Annotated in this window: 23 protein-coding genes; 10 read left to right on the forward strand and 13 right to left on the reverse strand. The window is 73.0% G+C overall.

The window, feature by feature from the left end; translation table 11 throughout:
• Positions 1–368: 368 nt before the first annotated feature.
• Positions 369–584, reverse strand: coding sequence for a hypothetical protein (locus tag AB0P07_RS22170; protein ID WP_365553022.1), 216 nt, complete (start codon positions 582–584; stop codon positions 369–371).
• 171 nt (positions 585–755) lie between these two features.
• Here AB0P07_RS22170 and AB0P07_RS22175 point away from each other — a divergent pair, with 171 nt between their 5' ends.
• The gene (locus AB0P07_RS22175; RefSeq protein WP_365553024.1) at positions 756–1,862 is read left to right on the forward strand and encodes a DUF5937 family protein; all 1,107 of its coding nucleotides are present in this window, start codon (positions 756–758) and stop codon (positions 1,860–1,862) included.
• Between the two features lie 318 nt (positions 1,863–2,180).
• Here the strand turns inward: AB0P07_RS22175 and AB0P07_RS22180 are convergent, their stop codons facing one another.
• The 3 genes from AB0P07_RS22180 to AB0P07_RS22190 form a co-directional block, all read right to left on the reverse strand.
• Positions 2,181–2,813, reverse strand: coding sequence for an AAA family ATPase (locus tag AB0P07_RS22180; protein WP_365553026.1), 633 nt, complete (start codon positions 2,811–2,813; stop codon positions 2,181–2,183).
• A gap of 39 nt (positions 2,814–2,852) precedes the next feature.
• Positions 2,853–3,527, reverse strand: a complete 675-nt coding sequence (locus AB0P07_RS22185; RefSeq protein WP_365553028.1) for a response regulator transcription factor — start codon at positions 3,525–3,527, stop codon at positions 2,853–2,855.
• A 77-nt stretch (positions 3,528–3,604) separates the two neighbouring features.
• Positions 3,605–4,810, reverse strand: coding sequence for a sensor histidine kinase (locus AB0P07_RS22190; RefSeq protein ID WP_365553029.1), 1,206 nt, complete (start codon positions 4,808–4,810; stop codon positions 3,605–3,607).
• A 118-nt stretch (positions 4,811–4,928) separates the two neighbouring features.
• Here AB0P07_RS22190 and AB0P07_RS22195 point away from each other — a divergent pair, with 118 nt between their 5' ends.
• Entirely contained in the window at positions 4,929–6,017 is a 1,089-nt protein-coding gene (locus tag AB0P07_RS22195; RefSeq protein ID WP_365553030.1) for an SAM-dependent methyltransferase, read from the forward strand.
• On the opposite strand, the gene AB0P07_RS22200 is transcribed toward AB0P07_RS22195, so the two are convergent.
• Entirely contained in the window at positions 5,982–7,133 is a 1,152-nt protein-coding gene (locus AB0P07_RS22200) for an NADH-quinone oxidoreductase subunit D (RefSeq protein ID WP_365553032.1), read from the reverse strand. The genes AB0P07_RS22195 and AB0P07_RS22200 overlap by 36 nt on opposite strands.
• 31 nt (positions 7,134–7,164) lie before the next feature.
• On the opposite strand from AB0P07_RS22200, the gene AB0P07_RS22205 reads away from it, so the two are divergent.
• Entirely contained in the window at positions 7,165–7,710 is a 546-nt protein-coding gene (locus AB0P07_RS22205) for a PH domain-containing protein (protein WP_365553034.1), read from the forward strand.
• A gap of 296 nt (positions 7,711–8,006) precedes the next feature.
• The gene (locus tag AB0P07_RS22210) at positions 8,007–9,281 is read left to right on the forward strand and encodes a PH domain-containing protein (RefSeq protein ID WP_365553359.1); all 1,275 of its coding nucleotides are present in this window, start codon (positions 8,007–8,009) and stop codon (positions 9,279–9,281) included.
• Positions 9,282–9,322: 41 nt separating this feature from the next.
• On the opposite strand, the gene AB0P07_RS22215 is transcribed toward AB0P07_RS22210, so the two are convergent.
• On the reverse strand, positions 9,323–10,582 hold the full coding sequence (locus AB0P07_RS22215) for a hypothetical protein (RefSeq protein WP_365553036.1): 1,260 nt from the start codon (positions 10,580–10,582) through the stop codon (positions 9,323–9,325).
• A 136-nt stretch (positions 10,583–10,718) separates the two neighbouring features.
• Complete coding sequence (locus AB0P07_RS22220) at positions 10,719–11,852, reverse strand: alpha/beta hydrolase-fold protein (RefSeq protein WP_365553038.1); 1,134 nt, start codon at positions 11,850–11,852, stop codon at positions 10,719–10,721.
• 192 nt (positions 11,853–12,044) lie between these two features.
• Here AB0P07_RS22220 and AB0P07_RS22225 point away from each other — a divergent pair, with 192 nt between their 5' ends.
• The 6 genes from AB0P07_RS22225 to AB0P07_RS22250 all read left to right on the forward strand — a co-directional run bounded on the left by AB0P07_RS22225 (position 12,045) and on the right by AB0P07_RS22250 (position 17,828).
• Complete coding sequence (locus AB0P07_RS22225; RefSeq protein WP_365553040.1) at positions 12,045–13,841, forward strand: phosphatidylglycerol lysyltransferase domain-containing protein; 1,797 nt, start codon at positions 12,045–12,047, stop codon at positions 13,839–13,841.
• A gap of 792 nt (positions 13,842–14,633) precedes the next feature.
• Positions 14,634–15,497, forward strand: coding sequence for a dihydropteroate synthase (gene folP, locus AB0P07_RS22230; protein ID WP_365553042.1), 864 nt, complete (start codon positions 14,634–14,636; stop codon positions 15,495–15,497).
• Complete coding sequence (locus AB0P07_RS22235; protein ID WP_365553044.1) at positions 15,494–15,997, forward strand: nuclear transport factor 2 family protein; 504 nt, start codon at positions 15,494–15,496, stop codon at positions 15,995–15,997. The genes folP and AB0P07_RS22235 overlap by 4 nt, the downstream gene beginning before the upstream one ends.
• A gap of 277 nt (positions 15,998–16,274) precedes the next feature.
• Positions 16,275–16,634, forward strand: a complete 360-nt coding sequence (gene folB, locus AB0P07_RS22240) for a dihydroneopterin aldolase (protein ID WP_061443299.1) — start codon at positions 16,275–16,277, stop codon at positions 16,632–16,634.
• Complete coding sequence (gene folK / locus AB0P07_RS22245) at positions 16,631–17,242, forward strand: 2-amino-4-hydroxy-6-hydroxymethyldihydropteridine diphosphokinase (protein WP_365553046.1); 612 nt, start codon at positions 16,631–16,633, stop codon at positions 17,240–17,242. The genes folB and folK overlap by 4 nt, the downstream gene beginning before the upstream one ends.
• A 97-nt stretch (positions 17,243–17,339) precedes the next feature.
• Complete coding sequence (locus AB0P07_RS22250) at positions 17,340–17,828, forward strand: DUF3180 domain-containing protein (protein WP_365553047.1); 489 nt, start codon at positions 17,340–17,342, stop codon at positions 17,826–17,828.
• A gap of 382 nt (positions 17,829–18,210) precedes the next feature.
• Here AB0P07_RS22250 and folE read toward each other — a convergent pair whose 3' ends face one another.
• The 6 genes from folE to dacB form a co-directional block, all read right to left on the reverse strand.
• The gene (gene folE, locus AB0P07_RS22255) at positions 18,211–18,816 is read right to left on the reverse strand and encodes a GTP cyclohydrolase I FolE (protein WP_365553049.1); all 606 of its coding nucleotides are present in this window, start codon (positions 18,814–18,816) and stop codon (positions 18,211–18,213) included.
• Positions 18,817–18,948: 132 nt separating this feature from the next.
• A complete protein-coding gene (gene ftsH / locus AB0P07_RS22260; RefSeq protein ID WP_365553051.1) occupies positions 18,949–20,988 on the reverse strand; it encodes an ATP-dependent zinc metalloprotease FtsH in 2,040 nt (679 codons plus the stop codon).
• A 195-nt stretch (positions 20,989–21,183) separates the two neighbouring features.
• Positions 21,184–21,744: a hypoxanthine phosphoribosyltransferase gene (gene hpt, locus AB0P07_RS22265; RefSeq protein ID WP_007452004.1), complete on the reverse strand. Its 561-nt coding sequence runs from the start codon at positions 21,742–21,744 to the stop codon at positions 21,184–21,186.
• Positions 21,745–21,819: 75 nt separating this feature from the next.
• Positions 21,820–22,878: a tRNA lysidine(34) synthetase TilS gene (gene tilS, locus AB0P07_RS22270; RefSeq protein ID WP_365553053.1), complete on the reverse strand. Its 1,059-nt coding sequence runs from the start codon at positions 22,876–22,878 to the stop codon at positions 21,820–21,822.
• A gap of 192 nt (positions 22,879–23,070) precedes the next feature.
• Positions 23,071–24,198, reverse strand: coding sequence for a zinc-dependent metalloprotease (locus AB0P07_RS22275; RefSeq protein ID WP_365553055.1), 1,128 nt, complete (start codon positions 24,196–24,198; stop codon positions 23,071–23,073).
• 240 nt (positions 24,199–24,438) lie between these two features.
• The gene (gene dacB / locus AB0P07_RS22280) at positions 24,439–26,103 is read right to left on the reverse strand and encodes a D-alanyl-D-alanine carboxypeptidase/D-alanyl-D-alanine-endopeptidase (protein ID WP_365553058.1); all 1,665 of its coding nucleotides are present in this window, start codon (positions 26,101–26,103) and stop codon (positions 24,439–24,441) included.
• Positions 26,104–26,159 lie beyond the last annotated feature (56 nt).

Consider the following 26,159-nt stretch of genomic DNA (forward strand, 5'->3'; position numbering starts at 1 on the left):
CGCCCAGGTCACGACCCGACGGCAGGGCTGACGGCTTGGCGGCAGTCGCCCAGGCACGGCCCGACAGCAGGGCCCACCGCCCGGCAGTCGCCCAGGCACGGCCCGACAGCAGGGCCCACCGCCCGGCAGCCGCCCAGGTCACGACCCGACGGCAGGGCTGACGGCTTGGCGGCAGTCGCCCAGGCACGGCCCGACAGCAGGGCCCACCGCCCGGCAGTCGCCCAGGTCACGGCCCGACAGCAGGGCTGACGGCTTGGCGGCAGTCGCCCAGGCACGGCCCGACAGCAGGGCCCACCGCCCGGCAGTCGCCGGTGTCGGTCCGGCTGGAGGCCGACAGCCCGGCGCGCCGCCCGGTCATACGCCGGGGGTCAGCCCAGGGCGCGCGGCCACAGGGACCACCACCGGCGCAGGGCACGCCGTAGGCGGCCGTGCGCGGGGCGGCCGGTGAGCACGGCGCGGAACTGCCGGCGGTCGTGCCACTCGCGCACGACCTGCCAGTCGTGTGCGCCGGGCGCGGGCGGCGCGGGCTCGCCGAGCTGCCGGGCGCGGTGGGTGTCGAGGAGGTACTGCTGCGTGATGCTCATGGCGGACGCCTTCTCCAGGAGGCACAGAGGTGGACGTGGGGGTGGGTTTACGGGCTCCGCGGCTGCCCCGGTGCCCCCAGGCTGCTCCGGTCGGCGCCCCGCGGTCGCGCCGATTGACGGCGGCGGTCAATCGGCGGCGGCGTTGTCGGTGGCGGCGTGCACCATGGGGACATGAGCGTGCGCATCGACATCGCGGGGCTGCGGCCGGAGAGGATCGCCGTCGTGCCCTCCCCACTGGCCGAGCTGGGCATGGCGCTGCACGCGCTCTCCGAGCCGGGGCACCACCCGGGGCTGCAGGGCTGGGCGACGGGCGTGACCGCCCGGCTCGACTCGCACCTGGCCGACCGGATGTGCGAGGCCGACTTCCTGTGGCGGACGACCTTCTCGGACCTCTTCATGCCCTTCGCCGGGGTGCCGGGCCGCAGCACCCTGCCCGGTGCCACCCTCACCGACGACCTGGACCTGCTCGACAAGCTGTCCGACGAGCAGTTCGTCGACGCGGCCCTGGAGTTCACCTGCGCGCTGCCGTACAGCACCGCCGGGGCCTCGGCGCTCGACGACCCCGAGGTGCGCCGAGGCGCGCTGGACCTGGCCGCCGCGCGGGGACCGCAGCAGCTGCGCTTCAGTGAGCGGCTGCTGGCCGACCCGCCGCGGATTCGGGGCTGGCTGCGCCAGTTCGCGCGCGACTGCGACGAGGCGTTCTTCGCCGAGACCTGGTCCCGGGTGCGCCACCAGCTCGCGGCGGACGCCCGGCACAAGACGGACCTGCTGCGCCGCAAAGGCCTGGCCGAGGCGCTGGCCGCAGTGTCCCCGGCGGTGACCCTGGACGAGGGCGCCGCCCGGATCACCGTCGACAAGCTGGGCGACGGCCGCTCCGCGACGGCGGACGGCGGCCTGCTGCTGGTCCCGACCAGCCTGGGCTGGCCGCACCTGATGGTCCTGCACCGGCACGGCTGGCAGCCCGTGCTGCACTATCCGGTCGGCTCCCCCGAGCTGGCCGCACCGCCCTCGGTCGAGCAGCTCACGATGCGGATGTCGGCGCTGTCCCACCCCGTGCGGATGCGGATCTGCCGGTATCTGGCCCGCAGCGCGTACACCACGGGCGAGCTGGCCCAGGTGCACGGCATGACGGCCCCCGAGATATCCCGGCACCTGGGCGTGCTGAAGAAGGCCGGACTGATCACCACCCGCCGGCGCGGCCGGTACGTCCTGCACCAGCTGGACGTCGCCGTAGTGGCCCGGCTGGGCAGCGACTTCCTCGAAGGGATCCTGCGGTAGGAGGCGTCGTTCGGATCGTGCCGGGGTCGCGGGGCCTGGCACGCGCTCCCCCACTGCCTGAAGGGCGTGGGAGGCGCCCCAAGCGGCGTTGTCGTCGGTTGCCAGGGCTCCGCCCCGGCACCCTCCTCCGCCTCGCAGCCGCACGCTCCCCCACGCTCGGCTTCGCTCGCGCGGGAGGGGCCCCCGTCGCCCCCACTCGGGTCGGCCACACGGCACCGTTGCCCGGAGCCGACCCGATCCAGAGGACGCCCCCAGGCCCCCGGCCCGTCGCGCCGGCCCCGGCGTCACGGGCGTCGCGAGGAGCAGCGGCCCGACCGGTCAGTCGACCCGGATGTGCCGGAGCCCGACCCCCGCCTGCCGCACCCGGGTGCGGAGCGCGCCCTCGTGGTTGGGTTTCAGGGTGAGTCCCGCGAGGACGGCGATGCGGTCGGCGGTCTTCGGGACGGTCGTATGGTCCGTCCACAGGTGCTCGGCGAACTCCGGCTCGGCCAGCCGCTCCAGACAGTGGTCGAGTTGCCGTACGGCCCAGCTGTCGCCGCGCGGCCCTGCGCCCTTCCCGGACACGTACCGCAGGGCGTGCCCGAGTCCGCGCTCGCGCAGCCGCCGCAGGACGGTCTCGCGTTCGGCGAGGAGGGTGAAGTGGTGGACGTCGTGGCCCAGTTCGCGCAGCCGGCCGACGGTCTCGGCGAAGTACCCGGAGTCGGTGACCGTCATGGGCGCGATCACCACGCCGTCGTGCTTGGTGAGGGCCAGGTCCAGCACCTCCACGACGCCCTGCCGCCAGGCCGCCAGTTCCTGGAAGTCTCCCCGCAGCCCGGGCGGCAGCATGCGGCGCAGGCCGAAGCCGGCGTGCTCGGGGTCGCAGACGACACTGCCGGGCAGGCGGCGCCGTATCTCGTACGCGGTCTGTGTTTTTCCGCCCCCGAAGGGCCCGTTGATCCACAGGAGCATGCGCAGACCCTACCGACGCGAAGCCGTCCGCACAGGCCGTCAGCCGTGTCCGCCGCCGGCCCGCACCAGGCCGGTCTCGTAGGCCAGTACCACCACCTGCACGCGGTCGCGCAGGCCCAGCTTGGTCAGGATGCGGCCCACGTGCGTCTTCACGGTCGCCTCCGACAGCACGAGCCGCGCCGCGATCTCGCCGTTGGACATGCCCTGCGCCACCAGCACCATCACCTCGCGCTCCCGCTCGGTGAGCCGCTGCAGCTCCTTGTGCCGGGGCTCCTGTCCGGTGGCCGGCAGCATCGGCGCGAACCGGTCCAGGAGCCGCCGGGTGGTGGAGGGGGCGACCACCGCGTCGCCACTGTGCACGGAGCGGATCGCGGCGAGCAGCTCGCCGGGCGGCACGTCCTTGAGCATGAAGCCCGAGGCGCCCGCCTTCAGCGCCGAGAACGCGTACTCGTCGAGGTCGAAGGTGGTCAGGATCAGCACCTTCGGGGCGTTCGGGTCCCCACAGATCCGGCTGGTGGTCTCCACGCCGTCGAGCTTGGGCATGCGGACGTCCATCAGGACGACGTCCACGGCGGTCGAGCGGAGCACCTGGAGGGCCTCGACGCCGTCGCCCGCCTCCGCGACGACCTCCATGTCCGGCTGGGCCGCCAGCACCATCCGGAACCCGGTGCGCAGCAGCACCTGGTCGTCGACGAGCATCACGCGGATCGCCATCGGGCCTCTTCTTCCTTCGCCTTGCGGATGTCGTGCCTTACAGGTGTCAACGCCGTACACGCGTACGGCCGAGGTGGTCAGTGCGCGGGCTTCAACGGCAGCAGCGCGCTGATGCGGAATCCTCCGCCCGGGCGCGGCCCGGCGTCCAGGGTTCCGCCGACCATGCCGATCCGCTCCCGCATGCCGATCAGGCCGTGGCCCTGGCCGTCGAAACCGCCCTCCTCGTACAGCTCGTGCGGGGCGCCCTTGCCGTCGTCCTCGATCAGCAGCCCGAGGCCGTCGTCGAAGTAGACCAGGCGGACGCTCGCGCCCGCGTTCTCCCCGCCGTGCTTGCGGGTGTTGGTCAGCGCCTCCTGCACGATGCGGTACGCGGTCAGCTCCACGCCGCTGGGCAGCTGCCTGGGGGTGCCCTCGACCTTGAAGTCGACGGGCAGCCCCGAGCTGCGGCACTGCTCGACGAGGTCCTCGATCTGCTGGACGTCGGGCTGCGGGACGTACTCCCCGGCCTCCTCGTGCTCGCCGGTGCGCAGCACGCCGAGCAGGCGGCGCATCTCCGCGAGCGCCTGCCGTCCGGTGGAGGAGATGGTCTCCAGGGCCTTCTTCGCCTGGTCGGGGGCGGCGTCCAGGACGTAGGCGGCGCCGTCGGCCTGCACCACCATCACGGAGACGTTGTGGGCGACGACGTCGTGCAGCTCGCGCGCGATCCGGGCGCGTTCGGCGGCGACCGCGACCTTGGCCTGCGCCTCGCGCTCCTTCTCCAGGCGGGTCGCACGCTCCTCCAGCTGCGCGAAGTAGGCGCGCCGGGTGCGGACGGAGTCACCCAGCACCCAGGCGAGGGCGAAGGGGACCGCCTGGAAGACCGTCACGGCGATGGTGGTCCCCATGCCCAGCTCGCTGTCGGACCAGCGCAGCTGGGCGAGGGGCGCGGCGCACAGTCCGGTGGCCAGCGCGGTCCGGGAGGCCCAGCGGGCGCCGGTCGCCGCCACGGTGTAGATGATCACCAGGAAGGCGAAGTCGGCGGGCATCGTCGAGACGTCGAACGCCAGCTGCCCCACGCCCAGGGCGACGGCCAGCAGCAGCATCCGCTCCGGCTTCCGCTGGCGCAGCGCGATCACGACGCTGAGCAGCACCGCGAAGGGGACGATCAGCGCCGGACTGTCCGTCCCGTCCACCCGCGTCCCCGGAGTCGCCGCGGAGACCAGGGAGATTCCGAGCACCACGAGGGCCCAGAAGGAGTCGACACCGGTCGGGTGTCGGCGGAGGAAGTCGTAGAGGCGCTGCACGTAACCCAGCGTAGGGAAGCGGAATAGGTGCAGGGGTCAACCGAAGGGCCGATCCGCATCCCCCGCGCCTACTCCGCAAGGTGGAGGCTCCGATCTTCTGTGCGCCTAGCCTGGGTCTGTGACACCAGGGACCACAGGGCTCAGTGGGGCTGCGGAGACGCAGGAGGAGTGGCGGGGCTGGCGGCAGGCCATGCGGGACGCCCTGTACGGACCGGAGGGTTTCTACCGGGCGAGGCCCGAGGGTCCGGTCGGGCACTTCCGGACGTCCGTGCACGCGTCGCCGCTGTTCGCGGGCGCCGTGGCCCGGCTGCTGTGCCGGGTCGACGCGGCCCTGGGGCACCCCGCCCCGCTGGACTTCGTCGACATGGCGGCCGGACGGGGCGAGCTGGTCACCGGGGTCCTCGCCGCCCTGCCCGCCGACGTGGCCGCCCGCACGCGCGCGTACGCCGTCGAGGTGGCCGCCCGCCCCGAAGGCCTGGACCGGCGGGTCCGGTGGCTCGCGGAGCCGCCGGCCGGCGTCACCGGGCTGCTGTTCGCCAACGAGTGGCTGGACAACGTTCCGGTGGAGGTGGCCGAGGTGGACGCCGCGGGCGTGGTGCGGCGGGTGCTCGTCCGCGCCGACGGCGCCGAGCGGCTCGGGGAGCCGGTGGCGGGGGCGGAGGCCGCGTGGCTGGCCCGGTGGTGGCCGCCGGCCGGCGAGGAGGGGCGGCGGGCGGAGATCGGGCTCCCCCGGGACGAGGCCTGGGCGTCCGCCGTGGCGACGCTGGACGCCGGGCTCGCGGTGGCCGCCGACTACGCGCACACCGCGGCCGCCCGCCCGTCCTTCGGGACGCTCACGGGCTTCCGTCAGGGGCGGGAGACGGAGCCGGTGCCGGACGGGTCGTGCGACATCACCGCCCACGTGGCGCTGGACGCGTGCGCGGCCGCCCACACCGCGAGGTGCACTCCGGGGCACGCGCCCCTGGATGCGCTCATGCGCCCCCAACGCGAGGCCCTGCACGCCCTCGGCGTCACCGGCGCGCGCCCCCCGCTCGCGCTGGCCTCCACCGACCCCGCGGCGTACGTACGCGCCCTCGCGAGCGCCTCCCAGGCCGCCGAGCTGACCGCGCCGGGCGGGCTGGGCGACTTCCTGTGGCTGCTCCAGCCGGTGGGCGCGGTGGACGCCGCCGCGCTACTTGTCGATGTCGCCGACCACGAAGAACAGTGACCCCAGGATCGCCACCATGTCCGCGACCAGCGTCCCGGGCAGCAGGTCCGCCAGCGCCTGGATGTTGTTGTACGAGGCCGAGCGCAGCTTCAGCCGGTACGGGGTCTTCTCGCCCTTGCTGACCAGGTAGTAGCCGTTGATGCCGAGCGGGTTCTCGGTCCAGGCGTAGGTATGGCCCTCGGGCGCCTTCAGCACCTTCGGGAGCCGCTGGTTGACCGGCCCCGGCGCCAGCTCGGCCAGCCGGTCCAGGCAGGCGTCGGCGAGGTCGAGGGCGTTGTGCGTCTGCTCCAGGAGGCACTCGAAGCGGGCCAGGCAGTCGCCCTCGGTGCGGGTGACGACCCTGAGGGTGTCCTGGAGGTCGCCGTAGGCGAGGTAGGGCTCGTCGCGGCGCAGGTCGAAGTCGACGCCGGAGGCGCGGGCGATGGGCCCGCTGACGCCGTAGGCGTGCACGGCCTCCGGGGAAAGGGCGCCGACGCCCCGCGTGCGCCCCCGGAAGATCTCGTTGCCGAGCACCAGGTCGTCGAAGACGTCCATGCGCGAGCGCACGGCGGCGACGGCGGCACGCGCGCGGGTGGACCAGCCCGCGGGAAGGTCCTCCTTGAGGCCGCCGACGCGGTTGAACATGTAGTGCATGCGCCCGCCGGAGACCTCCTCCATCACGTTCTGGAGGACCTCCCGCTCCCGGAAGGCGTAGAACACCGGGGTGATGCCGCCCAGCTCGAGCGGGTACGACCCGAGGAACATCAGGTGGTTGAGCACCCGGTTCAGCTCGGCGAGCAGCGTGCGCGTCCACACCGCGCGCGTGGGGACCTCCATGCCGAGCATCCGCTCGACGGCGAGGACGACCCCCAGCTCGTTGGAGAACGCCGACAGCCAGTCGTGTCGGTTGGCGAGCATGATGATCTGACGGTAGTCACGGGCCTCGAACAGCTTCTCCGCGCCGCGGTGCATGTAGCCGATCACCGGCTCGGCGCTGGCGATGCGCTCTCCGTCCAGAACCAGTTTGAGCCGCAGCACGCCGTGGGTCGACGGGTGCTGGGGGCCGATGTTGAGCACCATGTCGGTGCTCTCCGCGGCGCCGCCGATTCCGACCGTGGTCTCCGTCGTAGGAGTCATGAACCCAGTCTCCCCTACGTACGCTGGCCCCATGGAGACGGGGAGCCCGGATGACACGGGCACGGCGGGGACCGCGGACGCGGCCGGGCGGGCGACTCCGGCGGCGCCGGGTGACGAGCCGGTGTGGACCGGCCTGCCGCCGGGGCTGCTGCGCATGCGGCGGCTGTTGCTGGTGGTGTGGCTGGGCCTGCTGACGGTTGCCGCGGGCCTGCTGCCCGCGCTGTTCCTGGAGCCCCTCTGGGCCGCCCTGGCGCTCCTGCCGCTGGCGCTGCTGGCCTGGGGCTGGGTGCTGCTGGAGCGCAACTGGCGCTCCTGGCGGTACGCCGAGCGCGCCGACGACCTGCTGATCAGCCGGGGCGTGCTGTGGCGGGAGGAGACCGTCGTCCCGTACGGGCGGATGCAGCTGGTCGAGGTGACCTCCGGCCCGGTCGAGCGGCACTTCGGCCTGGCCAGCGTGCAGCTGCACACCGCGGCCGCCGCGACCGACGCGACCATCCCCGGCCTCGACCCGGCCGAGGCGGAACGCCTGCGCGACCGCCTCACCGAGCTGGGCGAGGCCCGATCGGCGGGACTGTGAGCGGGCCCGGGTCCGAGGAGGAAACGGCCGGCGGCGGTGCGACGGGCCACGCGCCCGGGGCGACCGGACCGGCCGACCGGACGCACACCCCGGACGGTCACGCACCGAACGGCGCCCCGCGGCAGCCGGAGCGGGCCGCGCCCGGCACCCCGGAGCCGGCGGGCACCGCGCCCGGCACCTCCGGGACCGGCCGCCCCGCCACCGGTTCCGGCCCGGACGGCACACCCGGGGGCGCCGTTTCCTCCGCGACCGGCCCCCATGCGCCCCCGCCCCACGACGGTGCCGTCGAGCGCCGTCTGCACCCCGTCACGCCGCTGCGGCGGGCGTGGGCGCCCGTCGCCGTGCTCGTCGGGTGGGCCGTGCACGATCCCGACCAGGCGCAGCGCCAGCTGACCCGGCTGACCACGACCCACCTGCTGATCGGCCTGGCCGTACTGATCCCGGCCGCCGCCCTGTACGGCTTCCTCACCTGGTGGTTCACCCACTACGCGGTGACCGACACGGAGCTGCGGATCCGTACCGGACTGCTGTTCCGCCGCACCGCGCACATCCGTCTCGAACGCGTCCAGGCCATCGACGTCACCCAGCCCCTGCTGGCCCGGGTCGCGGGAGTCTCCAAGCTCAAGATCGACGTCATAGGCACCGGCAAGAAGGACGAGCTGGCCTTCCTGGGCGCCGACGAGGCCCGTGCGCTGCGGGCCGAGCTGCTCGCGCGCGCGGCGGGCTTCGCGCCCGAGACCGCGCACGAGGTCGGCGAGGCCCCCGCGCGGCAGCTGCTGCGGGTGCCGCCCGGCGTCCTCGCCGTCTCCCTGCTGCTGACCGGCGCGACCTGGGGCACGCTGCTCGCCGCCGTCGTCGTACCGACGCTGCTGTGGCTGGCCACCCACAACCTGTGGACGGTACTGGCGACCGCCCTGCCGCTGGTGGGCGCCGCGGGCGCGAGCAGCGCGGGCCGGTTCGTCGGGGAGTACGACTGGACGGTGGCGGAGTCCCCGGACGGACTCCGCATCGACCACGGCCTGCTGGACCGTGCCCACGAGACGGTGCCGCCGGGCCGGGTGCAGACCGTGCGCATCGTGGAGCCGCTGCTGTGGCGGCGCCGCCGCTGGGTGCGGGTGGAGCTGGACGTGGCAGGGTCGTCGAACTCGGTGCTGCTGCCCGTCGCCCCGCGCGAGATCGCGGAGTCGGTCGTCGCGCGGGTGCTGCCCGGGGTGACCGTGCCGACGGGCAAGGAACTGTCCCGTCCGCCTCGGCGGGCGGCGCGGTGCCGCCCGCTGTGGTGGCGCGGCCACGGACTGGCCGTCACCGACGCCGTCTTCGCCGCCCGGCACGGCCTGCTGCGCCGCAGCCTGGCACTGGTGCCGCACGCCAAGGTCCAGAGCGTCCGCCTCATGCAGGGGCCCTGGCGGCGCGCGTTGCGGCTGGCCGACGTCCACGTGGACACGGGGGCGAACAAGACGGTGACCGCACGGCTGCGCGACGCCGGCGAGGCCGCGGAGCTGTTGCGGAGCCAGGCGGAACGCTCCCGGACCGGCCGCCGGGACGCCCCGCCGGACCGCTGGATGGCCTGAGCCCGCGGGGTACTGGCTCCGCGCCACAGCCGCCCGCGCCGTCAGGAGACGGCGCTGCGCAGCCCCTGAACGTCGATCTGCTCGGTCTCGTCGTGTGCCGTCAGGTCGATCACCTGGCTCACGTCCCGGGACTCCTCGCCGGCCTGCTTGAAGGAGACCTCGGCCTCTTCCTTGTGCAGGGCGAGCGCCTCTTGGCCGACCACGTCGGCGAGGTCCTCGTTCTGGACGCTCTGCAGGGCGGCGTCGGAGGCGGCCGCCGTGTCCGTCCCTTCGGCCGTGTCCACCGGCCCCTCGGGAGCCTTGGTGCCGAAGAAGTCGAAGCCGCCCTCGACCGGACGCCGCGCCGGAGCCGCCGGTACCACGGCCACCGCGGTCGGCACCGTGAAGTGCCCGTCGGCCCGCCGGGTGGGCTGAGTGGACTGGGTGGGCCGGGTGGACTCGGTGGGCTGCGCGGGCCGCTCGTCGGACGGACTCGTCGGAGAGGCGGCGGTGCGCTCGTGGCCGTCGGCCGCCTCGGACTGCCCCTGCGCCTCGTCCTCCTGCGCCACTTCGCCCGCCGTCGCGCCCTCGCCGCCGCCGTCACCGTCGGAGTCGTGGGAGTCGTCGGCGGCGTCGGCCCGGTCGCCACCGTCCGGGCCGACGGGTGTGCCGTCGGCTAGGCGGGCCAGTGCGGCGTTCGCGCGCAGGAACAGCCGGGAGCCCTCGGGCGAGAAGACCGCGGGGACGGCGACCTCCTCTGCGCCCGCCCTCTCCTCGGCCGGTGCCTCCTCGGCCTTCTCGGCCACCGTCTCCGACGTCTCCTGGGCCGGGGCGGTGCGGGCCGCCGGCAGTGCGGGTGCCTGCGGCGCGGCCTCTATCTCGAGCAGGCGGCGGCCCTCCAGCGCGCTGGCCCGCTCGGTCTCCGCCGTGGCGTAGCGCCGCAGCAGGGCGGCGTGCTCGTTGCGCAGCCCCGCCAGCTCGGTGCGCTTGGCCCGCAGCCGGTGCTCCAGCTTCTGCCGCAGCTCGCGCGACTCCTCCAGGTCGGACTCCAGTTCGGCGAGCCGCTCCTCGAACCGCCACTCGTCGCTGGCCCGCGCGCGCGTGAGGTCGGCCACCTGCCGGCCCGCCTGGGCGTCCCAGTGCCGCATGACGACCGCGCCGACCACAGCCGTCACCGCGGCGGCGGCAGCCAGTGCGCGCAGGATCAGGGTCTCGCTGAACAACCAGGGCCCGGCGGCGCAAACGACCGAAACGCCTGCGATCGCCGACGGAGGAAGCAGTCTGTGCAGAGGCGGGGAATGGCGGTGACGTCCACGTGGCATGGCCAGAAACTTACCGCGCGTAGGCGAATCTTGGCGCCCCGCCCCGTAAAAACACGGCCATCTCCGGCGTGTTCACAGGGCACAGGTAATCCACATCCCCGGCGACGGGAGAATTACTCCGGCATTTCAAGATCGTTTATGAGTCACGTCCGGCGCTCAGCCGCTCGTCCAGCCACCGCAGCGTCGCGGGAATCTCCCGCCGCCAGGTATGGAAGTTGTGCCCGCCGCTTTCCAGGATGATCGACGAGATCCGGGTCGGCCTCTTGCCCTTCACCAGCTCGATGAACTTCAACGTGTCCCGGTAGTTCGTCTCGCCGGTCCTGCTGCTGGTGACGAGCAGTGAGGTGTCCGGTGCGGGCGTGTTCCTGAAGGACCACCACAGACTGGCCCGGTTCTCGAGCCCTTTGTTCCCCTGGAAGAGATCGCCCGTGGTGGGGTCGTTCGGCGCGTCGTAGTACGGGGACAGCCCGGCCCCGGCGGCGAACACGTCCGGATGGTGCGCGGCGAGCTTCAGGGCGCAGTAGCCGCCGGTCGAGTTGCCGACGACACCCCAGCTCCGGGGGGCCTTGTCCACCCGGTAGTGGGCGCCCACCGCCTCGGGCAGGTCCTTGGCGAAGAACGTCTCCGTCTGCGGCCCGCCCGGCACGTCCACGCACTCCGTGTCGCGCGGCGGCGCCACCGTGGGCCGCAGCATCACCAGGATCATCGGCCGCATCCGGCCGGCCTTCGCCAGCTCCAGCGCCGTACGCGGGTAGTGGAGCTTCTCCACCAACGCCTCGGCGGTACCCGGGTAACCGGTCAGGACGACGGCCGCGGGAAACGTACGGCCGCGGTGACGCGCCTGGAAGTACTCCGGCGGCAGGTACACGAACGCCGGCGACGCGATTCGCGACGTACGCCCGACGACCCGTATCTCCTCGACCCGCCCCGACACCTCGGACCGCGACCCGCCCGCGGGCGCCACCCGCCGCTTCCCGACGACCTGCAGCGGCCCACCGTCCGCACCGGCCGAGTGGTCCACGACCACACCCTGTCCGTCCTCCCGCCCGAACAGGTCGGCCCAACTGCCGTAGAAGCCGAAGGACTGATTGGCGACCAGCCCCACCGCCGCGAAGACCGCCACCTGGGTGGCGAGCAGCAGGCCGACCCTCGCGAGTACGGCCCGCACGCTCCGCCGCGCCAGCCGCGGCCACAGCCACACCGTCCCGGCGAACAGCAGCACCCCGGCCACCACCGCCAGAGCCAGCACCTTGTCGCTCGTCAGCCCCATGCCTCGTCTACCGCCCGCGTTTTCCGTGCGCCCGTCCGTCCGTTCGTCGGGCTTCGTGATCAGAGGGAGTGAACCTCTCCCTCCGAGACACCGTCCTAGAGGGCGCAATGTCGCCGGATGCCCGAAACGGGCCCGGATCCACGGTCTCTCGCAGAACAAACAGGTGCGATGTCTGTCAGGACAGATGAGGAAATGTCGGGCGGGGTTCCGACGAGGCCCACCCGTATGCGCCGCGCGCTGCGCAGCCCCCGACCGGAGAGCGTCCCTCTCCTCGTCGGCCGCGCCTGCGTGCTCGTCGGCCTGCTGGACATCGTGGCCGGCTCCTTCCCGCGCTTCCGGCACAGCCGGATGCACGCCATCACCGAGGTCCTGCCCGGCTCCTTCGGCCCCTTCGCCGCCGCCCTCTCCCTCAGCGCGGGCGTCCTGCTGCTCCTGCTCGCCCACGGCCTCAAGCGCCGCAAGCGCCGGGCCTGGCGGGCGGCGGTGGCCCTGCTCCCACTGGGCGCCGTCGCACAGTTCACATACCGCCACTCCCTCCTCGGCGTACTGATCTCCGTGATCCTGCTGGCCCTCCTCCTGCGCCACCGCGCCGAGTTCGCCGCCCTCCCCGACCCCCGCAGCCGCTGGCGGGCCCTGGCCAACTTCGTCCTCATGAGCGCGGGTTCCGTGCTGCTCGGCCTGCTCGTCGTCAACGCCCACCCGCACCGCATGCTCGGCGACCCGAGCCTGGCCGACCGCCTCACCCACGTCCTGTACGGCCTGCTCGGCGTCGAGGGCCCGGTCGACTACCGGGGCAGCACCTCCTGGACGGTCGCCTTCTCCCTCGGCGCACTCGGCCTGCTGACCGCCATCACCACGATCTACCTGGCCTTCCGCCCCGAACACCCGGCGGCCCGCCTCACCGAGGACGACGAGACCCGCCTGCGCGCCCTGCTCGCCCGGCACGGCGCCCGCGACTCGCTCGGCCACTTCGCGCTGCGCCGCGACAAGGCCGTCGTCTTCTCGCCCAGCGGGAAGGCCGCCGTCACCTACCGCGTCGTCTCCGGCGTGATGCTGGCCAGCGGCGACCCGATCGGCGACGTCGAGGCCTGGCCCGGCGCCATCGAACGCTTCATGGACGAGGCCCGCGCCCACTCCTGGACGCCCGCCGTCATGGGCTGCTCCGAGACCGGCGGCGAGGTCTGGACCCGCGAGACCGGCCTCGACGCCCTCGAACTCGGCGACGAGGCGGTGGTGGACGCGGCGGATTTCTCCCTCGCCGGCCGTTCGATGCGCAACGTGCGCCAGATGGTCAAGCGCATCGAGCGTGCCGGTTACGAGACCCGCGTACGGCGCGTGGCTGACCTCTCCGAGGCCGAACTGGACCGCGTCCGCCGCGCCGCCGACGCGTGGCGCGGCACGGACACCGAGCGCGGCTTCTCCATGGCCCTGGGCCGCATCGGCGACCCGTCCGACGGCGACTGCCTGATAGCGACCGCGCACAAGCAGGACCCCGAGCCCGGCGAGTACGGCGACCTCAAGGCGATCCTGCACTTCGTGCCGTGGGGTCCGGACGGGGCGTCCCTGGACCTCATGCGCCGCGACCGGGCGGCCGACCCCGGCATGAACGAACTCCTGATCGTGGCCGCGCTCCAGGCCGCCCCGAGGCTGGGCATCGCGCGGGTGTCGCTGAACTTCGCGATGTTCCGGGCGGCGCTCGCGCGCGGCGAGAAGATCGGCGCGGGCCCGGTCCTCCGGGCCTGGCGGGGCCTGCTGGTGTTCCTCTCCCGCTGGTTCCAGATCGAGTCCCTGTACAAGTTCAACGCGAAGTTCCGGCCCCGGTGGGAGCCGCGCTTCGTCGTCTACCGCCGCTCCGCCGACCTGCCGCGCATCGGCTTCGCCGCGATGCAGGCGGAGGGCTTCGTCACGGTGCCGCTGCCGCGATTCCTGCGCCACCGGACGCCCGGGCGGCGCCCCTGCCCCCACCAGACACCGGCGCGAGCGGCGTGACCACCCCGGGGTTCCGCGGCCACCCGGCGGGTGTGGGCCCACCGGCCCGGGGTTGCGTGGTCACCCGGCGTGGGTATGGGCGCCGGGCGGGGTGAGGCGGCCCGGCGTTGCGGGGTGCCTCCCCCAGCGCCTGAACGGCCTGGGAGGTACCCCCAGCGCCCACCCGTGCCGCCCCAGCGGCACGCCTGCCCGCAGCGAGGGCGGCAGGCATGGCGACTGCCCGCAGCGGCGACGGTGTGGCGGACTGCCTGCAGCTGGGGCGGCGAGGGCGGCGGGGACGGGGCAGCGGCGTGGGGCGGCCGGCAGGCGCGTACGGCGAGGAGGGGTCGGGGCGGGGGGTGTCCGCCCGCAGCGGTTGGCGCGTCCGCGCCGGGGAAGATCTGTGGCCGACCGATTCCGCGCCGTTCCGAGGACGGACACCCCCCGGCCCGGCCCCGACCCACCACGCACCCCAAGGCGCTACGCGTACCCCCACCCAACCCGCACCGGCGCCGCAGGCACCCCGCACCACCGCCGAAGGCACCCGCACCGGCGCCGCAGGCACCCACCACCACGCACCCCATACAGGCCGCCGCAGGCACCCCGCACCCCCACCAAACCCGTACGGGCGCCGCAGGCATCCGCCCCCCACCAAACCCGCACCGGCGCCGCAGGCACCCACCCCCCACCAAACCCGCACAGGCGCCGCAGGCATCCGCCCCCCCACCCCACCCGCACAGGCGCCGCAGGCACCCCCACCCCCACCGCCGGAGGCGAACGCGTTCGCCCCAGCCCACCACCTACGCTGAACACATGAGCAAGCAGACCGGCCGCCGGCATCATCTCGCGGGACTGACCGCCTGGGACCGCTGCGCGGTCATGGGCGTCGTCAACGTGACCCCCGACTCCTTCTCCGACGGCGGTCGCTTCTTCGACACCACGGCCGCCATCAAGCACGGCCTCGACCTGGTCGCCCAGGGCGCCGACCTGGTGGACGTCGGCGGCGAGTCCACCCGCCCCGGCGCGACCCGCGTCGACGAGGACGAGGAACTCAGGCGCGTGGTCCCGGTCGTACGCGGCCTCGCCTCCGAGGGTGTCACGATCTCCGTCGACACCATGCGCGCCTCCGTCGCCGAGCAGGCCCTCGCCGCCGGCGCCGCCCTGGTCAACGACGTCAGCGGCGGCCTGGCCGACCCGCGCATGATCCCGGTCGTCGCCGACGCGGCCGCCCCGTTCGTCGTCATGCACTGGCGCGGCCTCCTGGAGGGCGGCAACGTCAGGGGCACGTACACCGACGTCGTCACCGAGGTCGTCGACGAGCTGCACGCACGCGTGGAGGCCGTCCTGGACGGCGGCATCGCTCCCGACCGCGTCGTCATAGACCCCGGCCTCGGCTTCTCCAAGGACGCCGAGCACGACCTCGTCCTCCTCGCCCACCTCGACCGCCTCCTCGCCCTCGGCCACCCCCTCCTCGTCGCCGCCTCCCGCAAACGCTTCCTGGGCCGCGTCCTCGCCGGCCCGGAGGCCGCCCCGCCCCCCGCCCGCGAACGCGACGCCGCCACCGCCGCGGTCTCCGCGCTCGCGGCGCACGCCGGCGCCTGGGCCGTACGCGTCCACGAGGTCCGCGCCACCGCCGACGCCGTACGCGTCGCCCGCGCCGTCGAAGGAGCCCGGTGAACGCGCCGCACCTCGACGTCGAACAGGTCGAGGCCGCGAACACCGCCTTCTACGAGGCCCTGGAGGAGGGCGACTTCGAGAAGGTCTCCGAGTTCTGGCTCACCCCCTCCGACCTGGGCATCGACGAGTCGTACCACGACCCGGCCGACGCCGGCGTGGTCTCCTGCGTGCACCCGGGCTGGCCGGTGCTCACCGGCCGCGGCGAGGTGCTGCGCTCGTACGCCCTGATCATGGCGAACACGGACTACATCCAGTTCTTCCTCACCGACGTGCACGTCTCCGTCACCGGCGACACCGCCCTGGTCACCTGCACGGAGAACATCCTCAGCGGCGGCCCCGCCCCCGACAGAGGCGAGGAGCTCGGCCCGCTCGTCGGCCAGCTGGTGGTGGCCACCAACACCTTCCGCCGCACCCCCGACGGCTGGAAGCTCTGGTCCCACCACGCCTCCCCGGTGCTCGCCGAGAGCGAGGACGAAGAGGGCGACGAGACCCCGCCCTGACCCGCCGCCCTGACCCGGCGTCCCGCCACTGCGCCCCGCCCCCGGCGCGTCGAACGAAGTGGTTGGAATCACGCACCACGGGGTAGGGGCGGCTACCAACCCGTGATCCACCGGGACCGCCGGGGAAAACGCGGGGTGAAAATCAGCCGGCGCCCCACCCCGCCCCGCACCCCGCGGCCCGGCGCTGTCGGTCCCCACGGGTAGATTCGAGTGGGGCCGCCGTACCACCCGCACGTGGTGCGACCGGCCGAGACCGACGACTGCAGGAGTGATTCGCGTGGATCGTGTCGCGCTGCGCGGCCTGAAGGCCCGCGGGCACCACGGTGTGTTCCCCAAGGAGCGCGAGGACGGCCAGACCTTCCTCGTGGACATCGTCCTTGGCCTGGACACCCGCCCGGCCGCGGCCGACGACGACCTGGCGAAGACGGTGCACTACGGCATCGTGGCCGAGGAGGTCGTGGCCGTCGTCGAGGGCGAGCCGGTCGACCTCGTCGAGACCCTCGCCGAGCGCATCGCCCAGGTCTGTCTGAAGCACGAAGGGGTCGAGGAGGTCGAGGTCTGCGTCCACAAGCCGGACGCGCCGATCACCGTCCCCTTCGACGACGTGACCGTCACCATCATCCGGAGCCGTGTATGAGCGCCCCCTTCACCAAGGGTCCGAGCGACCCGACCGTACAGCCCGTGCCCGCCTCCGTCATCGAGCAGGTCGACGCCGCGGACACCACCCTGTCCAACCCCGAACGCGCGGTGATCGCCCTCGGCGCCAACCTGGGCAACCGCCTGGAGACCCTCCAGGGCGCCATCGACGCGCTGGAGGACACCCCGGGCGTGCGCGTCAAAGGCGTCTCGCCCGTGTACGAGACGGAGCCGTGGGGCGTGGCGCCCGGCAGCCAGCCCTCCTACTTCAACGCGGTCGTGATCCTGAAGACGACCCTGCCCCCGTCCTCGCTCCTGGAGCGGGCGCACGCAGTCGAGGAGGCCTTCCACCGGGTCCGCGACGAGCGCTGGGGTCCGCGCACCCTGGACGTCGACATCGTCGCCTACGCCGAGGTCGTCTCCGACGACCCGCAGCTCACGCTCCCCCACCCCCGCGCCCATGAACGCGCCTTCGTGCTGGCTCCCTGGCTCGACGTGGACCCCGGGGCCGCCCTGCCCGGCCGGGGCAGCGTCGCCGACCTCCTGGCCGCCGTCACCCGCGACGGCGTCGCGCCCCGCGCCGACCTGGAACTCCGGCTCCCCGAGTAGTCGTTAAGGTCGACGAGGACGACGAACACGACTGGGACGACGTGGACGACGCGGTCGGGACGACCGCGCCGGAAAGCCGAAGGGACACCGGAACACCGTGAAAGAGCTGCGCATCAGGGTGCTGGCCGGCGTGTTCGTCGTCGCGGGGGTGCTGTCCTGGGCCGGTGCCCGCCTGTGGAACTCGGTCGGGACCCTCCCGAGCGTCCCCCTGGCCGCCCCCGTCGTCCTGGCCCTGATCGCGGTGATCCTGCTGGCCACGGCGCTCTCGATCCGCGCCCGTCTGAAGGCCCAGCGGGAGCGGGAGCCCGGCGCCAAGGGCGTCGACCCGATGGTGGCGGCCCGCGCCGTCGTCTTCGGCCAGGCCAGCGCCCTGGTGGCCGCCCTCGTCGCCGGCATGTACGGCGGCACGGGCGTCTTCCTGCTGGAGTATCTCGACATCCCGGCCCGCCGCGACCAGGCCATCTACGCCGGTTCGTCGGTCGTCGCGGGCATCGCCGTCATAGCGGCCGCCCTCTTCCTGGAGCGGGTCTGCAAACTCCCCGAGGACGAGGACGACGACCACCCGGGCACCGCGTCGGCGGCGTGACGCGCCCGGCTCACCAGGGCCGGCGGACCAGGTGTCCGTTGACCAGGAACCCGGGAGGGGGGTCGAGTCGGTAGCTGTAGAGGGTGAACGGCTTGGTCGGGTCATCGTCGCCGCATGTGGTGCGCGTCACCACCGACGTACTGCCTCATCATGTCGGCGAGGTACGACGACACCACACGCACGCGAGAGCCCGGGACGTCCCGCTGGAGGTGACCGGACGGTCGGGTCACTGCCTCCAGACCAGGCGTCGGGCCGCGCCCGCAGGCGCCCCTCAACCGCGTTCACCGTCTGTTTGCTGGGCAGCCCGGACCCCACGGCGATCCCCGTTGATCAGTGACCAAGCCACTGATCAAGGACGGTATCGGGCACCACTGAAATCGGGTCAGCGCGCCAGTATCAAGCTCATTGCCTCGGCACGCGTCGTAGCGTCCCGAAGCTGACCACGCACCGCCGACGTCGTGGTCTTGGCACCCGGCTTACGCACCCCGCGTACCGACATGCACATGTGCTCGGCCTCGATGACGACGATCACGCCCCGTGCCTCGAGAATCCGCATGAGCGAGTCGGCGACCTGCGTGGTGAGACGTTCCTGCACCTGCAGGCGACGCGCGAAGACCTCGACCAGGCGCGCGAGCTTCGACAGGCCGGTGATCTTGCCGCTCGCCGCCGGGATGTAGCCGATGTGCGCCACACCGTGGAACGGCAGCATGTGGTGCTCGCACAGGCTGACGATCTCAATGTCCTTCACCAGGACCATTTCGTCATGCCCGATGTCGAACGTCGTCGTCAGCACGTCCTCGGGCTCCTGCCCATGTCCCGCCAGAAGTTCCCGATATGCTCGCGCCACGCGCGCCGGAGTCTCCCGCAGGCCCTCGCGGTCCGGGTCCTCGCCGACCGCGATGAGCAGTTCGCGTACGGCGTTCTCGGCCCGCTTCTCGTCGAACTCGCCGATCTGGCCCTCGCCGTCCAGCGTCACGGGGTCGGTCATCTGATGCCTCGTTCCTGATCCGTCCTGCGAACGGCATACGAAAGTGCCGCACCCCCCAAGGCTAGAACCTGGGGGGTGCGGCATACATTCCGGGCCTGGCCGGACCGCCGGGGCGATCCGAGGTGACCGGGGTCAGTTCTCCGGACGGTCCTCCGGGGCCCGCTCCGGTGCCGGAGCGGGATCCACCGTGGTGCTCTTGGTGGTGGAGATCGCCGCCGTCGCACCGTTCGCCCCGTTCGTCAGTGCGAGCTCCTTCGGGGAGAGCACCGGCGGGCGGGTCGAGGGAGTGCGGCGGGAGGAGCCGGTCCAGGCGGGCCGGGAGGGACGCTTGACGATCTGGGAGAAGATCTCGGCGATCTCCTCCTTGCCCAGCGTCTCCTTCTCCAACAGCGCGAGGACGAGGTTGTCGAGGACGTCGCGGTTCTCGACCAGGATCTCCCAGGCCTCGTTGTGCGCCGTCTCGATGAGCTTCTTGACCTCTTCGTCGACCAGCGCGGCGACCTCTTCCGAGTAGTCGCGCTGGTGGGCCATCTCACGGCCGAGGAACGGCTCGCTGTTGTCGCCACCGAACTTGATCGCGCCGAGACGCTCGGTCATGCCGTACTGGGTGACCATCGCGCGGGCCACGCCGGTGGCCTTCTCGATGTCGTTGGCCGCGCCCGTCGTCGGGTCGTGGAAGACGAGTTCCTCGGCCGCGCGGCCGCCCAGCATGTAGGCGAGCTGGTCGAGCATCTCGTTGCGCGTGGTCGAGTACTTGTCCTCGTCCGGGAGCACCATCGTGTAGCCGAGGGCCCGGCCTCTGGACAGAATCGTGATCTTGTGGACCGGGTCGGAGTTCGGTGAGGCCGCCGCGACCAGGGCATGTCCGCCCTCGTGGTACGCGGTGATCTTCTTTTCCTTGTCCGACATGATCCGGGTCCGCTTCTGCGGGCCCGCGACCACGCGGTCGATCGCCTCGTCCAGCATGTGGTTGTCGATCAGCTTCTGATCGCTGCGGGCCGTCAGCAGGGCGGCCTCGTTCAGCACGTTGGCCAGGTCGGCACCGGTCATGCCGGGGGTGCGGCGGGCGACGGCCGACAGGTCGACGTCCGGGGCGACCGGCTTGCCCTTCTGGTGGACCTTGAGGATCTCCAGACGGCCCTGCATGTCCGGGCGGTCGACGGCGATCTGCCGGTCGAAGCGGCCGGGGCGCAGCAGCGCGGGGTCGAGGATGTCGGGCCGGTTGGTCGCGGCGATGAGGATCACGCCGCCCTTGACGTCGAAGCCGTCCATCTCGACGAGGAGCTGGTTCAGGGTCTGCTCGCGCTCGTCGTGACCGCCGCCGAGGCCGGCGCCGCGGTGACGGCCGACCGCGTCGATCTCGTCGACGAAGACGATGGCCGGGGCGTTCGCCTTGGCCTGCTCGAACAGGTCGCGCACTCGGGAGGCACCGACACCGACGAACATCTCGACGAAGTCGGAACCGGAGATCGAGTAGAACGGCACGCCCGCCTCGCCCGCCACGGCGCGCGCGAGCAGGGTCTTGCCGGTGCCGGGCGGGCCGTACAGCAGCACGCCCTTGGGGATCTTCGCGCCGACGGCCTGGAACTTGGCCGGCTCCTGCAGGAACTCCTTGATCTCGTGGAGCTCCTCGACGGCCTCGTCGCTGCCGGCGACGTCGGAGAACGTCGTCTTCGGGGTGTCCTTGGTGATGAGCTTCGCCTTGGACTTGCCGAAGTTCATGACCCGGGAGCCGCCGCCCTGCATCTGGTTCATCAGGAACAGGAAGATGACCACGATGAGGACGAAGGGAAGCAGGGTGATCAGCAGCCCGACGAACGGGTTCTGCTTCGACGGCGAGACCGTGTAGCCGTCGGGGATCTGCTTGTCCTGGTACTTGTTCTGAAGGGTGTTGGCGAGGGTCACGCCCTGGTCGCCGATGTAGCTCGCCTGGATCTTCGAGCTGCCTTCGACCTTCTGGCCGTCCTTGAGCTGAACCTTGATGTTCTGCTCGTCACCGGTGGTCAGCTTGGCCGACTCGACCCTGTTGTCGTTGATCGCCTGGACGACCTGGCCCGTGTCCACCGTCTTGTAGCCGCCGGACGAGCCAACGACCTGCATCAACACGACCACGGCAAGGACGGCCAGCACGATCCACATGATTGGCCCACGGAAGTATCGCTTCACGTCCATCCACACGGAGCGGTGTCGCCCCGTCCCTCCTGCCATAGTGAGTTTGATAAGACAGTTCTTCTGACGGTACCCCAGCGTGGCGGCCCTCAGCCGCACGGGCGGGCCGATGTCCCGTCTGCATGCTCCAACGGCGCGGGGCCCCCAGGGGTTCCCGGTGGCCCGCCGAAACGCCGTGAAGCCTGCTGCGAGGGCGGGTCAGCCGCCGTACACGTGGGGCGCGAGCGTACCGACGAACGGGAGGTTGCGGTACTTCTCGGCGTAGTCGAGGCCGTAGCCGACGACGAACTCGTTGGGGATGTCGAAGCCGACCCATTCCACGTCGATGGCGACCTTCGCGGCGTCGGGCTTGCGCAGCAGCGTGCACACCTTGAGGGAGGCGGGCTCGCGCGAGCCGAGGTTGGAGATCAGCCAGGACAGGGTCAGGCCGGAGTCGATGATGTCCTCGACGATCAGGACGTGGCGGCCCTTGATGTCGGTGTCGAGGTCCTTGAGGATCCGCACCACGCCGGAGGACTGGGTGCCCGCGCCGTACGAGGACACCGCCATCCAGTCCATCGTGACGGGGGTGGACAGCGTGCGCGCCAGGTCGGCCATGACCATGACGGCGCCCTTGAGCACGCCGACGATGAGCAGGTCCTTGCCCGCGTACTCCGCGTCGATCTTCGCGGCCAGCTCGGCCAGCTTCGCGTCGATCTCTTCCTTGGTGATGAGCACCTTTTCGAGGTCGGCACCCATGTCGTTCGCGTCCACCCGCATCACTTTCGGTCGTCCCACCGGCCACTCCGGAGCGTCCCGGCGATCCGTGTGCGGATCGGTGGGAGGGGTCCGGATTCAGCCTTGCCGAATCACCAGTCTGCCACCCTGCCGCCGGGCGACGACTTTGCCGGGGAGGTTGATGGCACCCTGACCGCGCCAGCCGGTGATCAGCCGGTCGACTTCCTCGATGTGGCGGGCGAACAGGGCGCCGCCGGGGGCACCGGCCTCCAGGGCGGCGCGGCGCAGGATCCGGCGGCGTACGGCGGGCGGCAGGGCGTACAGCTTGGCGCACTCCAGAACGCCGGTGGCGTCGCGGACGCCGACCTCGGCCTGGCGGGCCCAGGTGTCGAGGGCGTCGGCGTCGTCCCGGGAGAGTTGGGCCGTACGGGCCAGGGCCTCGACGACGCCTTTGCCGAGCGCCTTCTCCAGGGCGGGCAGTCCCTCGTGGCGCAGCCGGGAGCGGGTGTAGGCGGGGTCGGCGTTGTGCGGGTCGTCCCAGACGGGGAGGGACTGGACCATGCAGGCCTTGCGGGCGGTCTGGCGGTCGACCTGGAGGAAGGGGCGCCGGTAACGGCCGCCGGCCCCCGAGACCGCGGCCATGCCCGACAGGGAGCGGATGCCGGAGCCGCGGGCGAGGCCCAGCAGGACGGTCTCGGCCTGGTCGTCGCGGGTGTGGCCGAGCAGGACGGCGGCGGCGCCGTGGCGGGCGGCGGCCTCGTCCAGCGCGGCGTAGCGGGCGTCGCGGGCGGCGGCCTCCGGTCCTCCCTCGCGGCCGACGGTCACGGCGGTGGCCTCCACGGGGTCGAGGCCCAGTTGGCGCAGGCGCAGGACGACTTCTTCGGCGCGCAGGTCGGAGCCGTGCTGCAGGCCGTGATCGACGGTGACGCCGCCTGCGCGGATGCCGAGCCGGGGTGCCTCGAAGGCGAGGGCGGAGGCGAGCGCCATGGAGTCGGCGCCGCCGGAGCACGCCACGAGGACGAGCGGGGAGGCGGGGAGTCCGGACGCGCCCTCGGGCGTGCGTCCGGCGGCCGTCGCGGCGGGGACGCCGGCCGGAGTGTTCAGTTCGGTGAGGATGTCGTGGAGGACGCGGCGGACCGCCAGGCGTATCGCCGCGACCGCAGGATGGGGACCCATGTCCGGTGCCCTTCATGAAGTTGTCGGGGGTGAGCCCGAGGTTCGGTCACGCAGAGTGTGTAGATGGTGACAGAAACGGGCCGTTCCCCGAGCATCGCACGCCTGCCGAAGGCAAACGGTCCCTCGGACGGGTGATTGGGGGGTCGTTCGGCTGCCGTCGGCCGGAATCGTTTCACGCCCCGCCCGCGGGGTTCACGCCTCCGGCTTGCGGTGCACCCGCGCGATCCAGTCCGCCGGTTTGGCGATCTCCGACTTGGTGGGGAGCGTGTTGGGCGAGGTCCAGACGTGGTTGAAGCCGTCCATGCCGCACTCGTCGACGACGGCCCGCACGAAGCGTTCGCCGTCGCGGTACTGGCGGAGCTTGGCGTCGAGGCCGAGCAGCTTGCGCAGCGCCAAGTCGAGGCGGGAGGCGCCCTTGGCGCGGCGCTGCTGGAACTTCTCGCGGATCTCCCCGACGCTCGGCACGACCTCCGGGCCGACGCCGTCCATCACGTAGTCGGCGTGCCCCTCCAGGAGGGACATCACGGCGGTGAGGCGGCCGAGCACCTCCCGCTGGGCCGGTGTCTGCACCAGTTCCACGAGCGAGCGCCCGCCGTCGTCCTCCTCCGCCTCGGGGCGGCCTCCGGCCAGGGACTGGGCGGCCTCGCGGACTCGTTCGAGGACGGTCATGGGGTCGACGTCGGTCTCGGCCAGGAACGACTGGATTTCGCCCTCGAGGTGGTCGCGGAGCCAGGGCACGGCGGTGAACTGCGTGCGGTGGGTCTCCTCGTGCAGGGTCACCCACAGGCGGAAGTCGTGCGGCTCGACGTCGAGTTCGCGCTCCACATGCACGATGTTCGGCGCGACGAGGAGGAGCCGGCCGGCGCCGCCCGCTCCGGCGGGCAGTTCGCGGGTGGCGGGGGCGAAGGTCTCGTACTGGCCGAGGACGCGGGAGGACAGGAACGACAGCAGCATGCCCAGCTCGACGCCGGTGACCTTGCCGCCGACGGCGCCGAGGACCGCGTTGCCCGCACCGCCGCCGCGCCGCTGCTCCATCTTCTCCAGCAGGGGTTTGAGCAGCTCGCGGAAGCCGGCGACGTTCGCCCGGACCCAGCCCGGCCGGTCGACCACCAGGACGGGGGTGTCGTGGGTCTCCTCGGTGCCCATCCGGGTGAAGCCGCGGACGTGCTCCTCCGAGGACTTGGCATGGCGGCGGAGCTCCCCGACGACGGCCCTGGCCTCGTCGCGGCTCACCTCGGGGCCCGGTCGCACGAGCCGGGTCGCGGTCGCCACCGCGAGGTTCCAGTCGACCATGCCGGAATTTGCGCCGATGCTCGTCATGGGTCAACGGTACGGGAGCCCTGCCGCTGGGGGGCAGTCGTACGGGGTCCTGGGCGGGCGGGGCGGGTGCGCAGCCCGGGGTTGGGGGTGCCTCCCCCACTCTCGGCTTCTCCCCCACGCTCGGCTTCGCTCGCGCGGGAGGGGCCCCACGAGCGGGAGGTGCCCCACCGCCCACCCGTGCCGCCTGGGGGTACCTCCCAGGCCGTTCAGGCACTGGGGGAAGGCACGACTGCCCGCATGCTAGGCGGACGGTGACGCCAGAGTCGTCGCCGCTCGGTCCAGGGCCGACTGCGCCGCCCACGGGTCCGTCGTGGCGTTGGCCAGGAAGGCGAAGGCCACGACGTGGCCGTCGGGGGTGGTGATCGTGCCGGCGAGGGTGTTCACGCCCGTGAGGGTGCCGGTCTTGGCGCGGACGAGACCCGCTGCGCCGTCCGTGTAACGGCCGGCCAGGGTGCCGGTGAAGTGGGCGACGGGCAGGCCGGTGAGGACGGGGCGCAACTGGGGCCTGGAGGGACCGGCGGCCTCGGTCAGCAGGGCGGTGAGCAGGTCGGGGGTGATGCGGTCGGTGCGGTCCAGGCCGCTTCCGTCGTGGAAGCGCGCGCCGTCCACCGGCAGGCCGAGCTGCTTCAGGCGGGCCGTGATCGCGGCGCCCGCCCCGGCGAAGTCGGCGCGCTTGCCGGTCGCCACGGCGGTGTGGCGGGCCAGGGCCTCGGCGAGGTCGTTGTCGCTGTTGGTCAGCATCCGCTCGACCAGGGCCGACAGCGGGGGCGAAGAGACCGTGGCGAGGGTGGCGGCACGGCCCGTGGCCTTGGAGGGGCCGGGGGGCGACGCGGTGATGCCGTGCTGCTTCAGGAAGCCCGCGAAGGCGCGGGCGGCGGCGTCCGCCGGGTCGGCCACGCGCGGGGCGGGACCGCTGGTGGAGTCGTCGGTGCGGCCCTCGTCGGCCATCAGGGCGGTGACGCGGGCCAGGTTCTCGTTGACCCCGATCGGGTGCAGATCCGTACCGGCGTAGAGCGTCGTGTCGTACGACAGCGTCACCTTGCGCACGTCGCGCTTCTTCAGGGCGGCGGCGGTCTTCTCGGCGAGGGTGCGCAGGCTCGCCGGGCCTCCCCCACTCTCGGCTTCTCCCCCACGCTCGGCTTCGCTCGCGCGGGGGGACTCCCATGCGCGGGAGGTGCCCCCATCGTCCTCGCGGGCGGTCAGGGTCGGGTCGCCGCCGCCGACCAGGACGAGTTCGCCGGTGTCGGCCTCCAGGGCGGTGCGGGTGGTGAGGCGGTGGTCGGGGCCCAGGGCGGTGAGGGCGGCGACGGCGGTGGCGATCTTGGTGGTGGAGGCGGGGGTGAGCGCGGCGCCGGAGTCGAGGCCGTACAGGCGCTTGCCGGTGGTCAGGTCGACGACCGCCGCCGCGCGCTGCCCGCCGAGGGCCGGGCCGTCCTTCAGCAGGGGGTCGAGGAGGTCCGCGAGGGCCGCCCGGTCGCCGGGGGCCGCCTTGACGCCGCCGGTGGTGGTCCCGCCCAGACCGGTCAGTACGGGCCCGGCGCTGGGTGCGGGGCGGGGCGAGCCCGGCGCCGTACCGGAATCCCCGGGTCCGCGGCCGTGATCTGTGCCACCCGTGTGGTCCAGGGCGACGGCCCGGTCCCGCTCGGCCGTACGCTGACCCGTGGAGTCCCAGGGGCCGGCGGCGGTCACCACACCGGCGGCCAGTGCCAGCCCGGCGGTGGCGGCACCGGCGGTGTACTGCCAGGTCTTCGGCCTGGTGATCCTGGCGAGCTGAGGCGCCGTGGCCCGTGCGAACCGCGGTCCGGCGGCCCGGGCAAAGCGGGTCAGACGGGGACGTAGGGCACCCGCGGCCCGCGCCGCACGGGGTCCCGCGGTCCGCCACGGCCTCAGCTCCGGCACCGTCACCAGCCCCTTTCGCGATCACACGCCTGCGTGAGGGACACTTAACCACCAGAACTATG

This window comes from Streptomyces sp. NPDC085944, from assembly GCF_040686295.1.
In the GTDB taxonomy this organism is placed as follows: Bacteria; Actinomycetota; Actinomycetes; order Streptomycetales; family Streptomycetaceae; genus Streptomyces; species Streptomyces salinarius.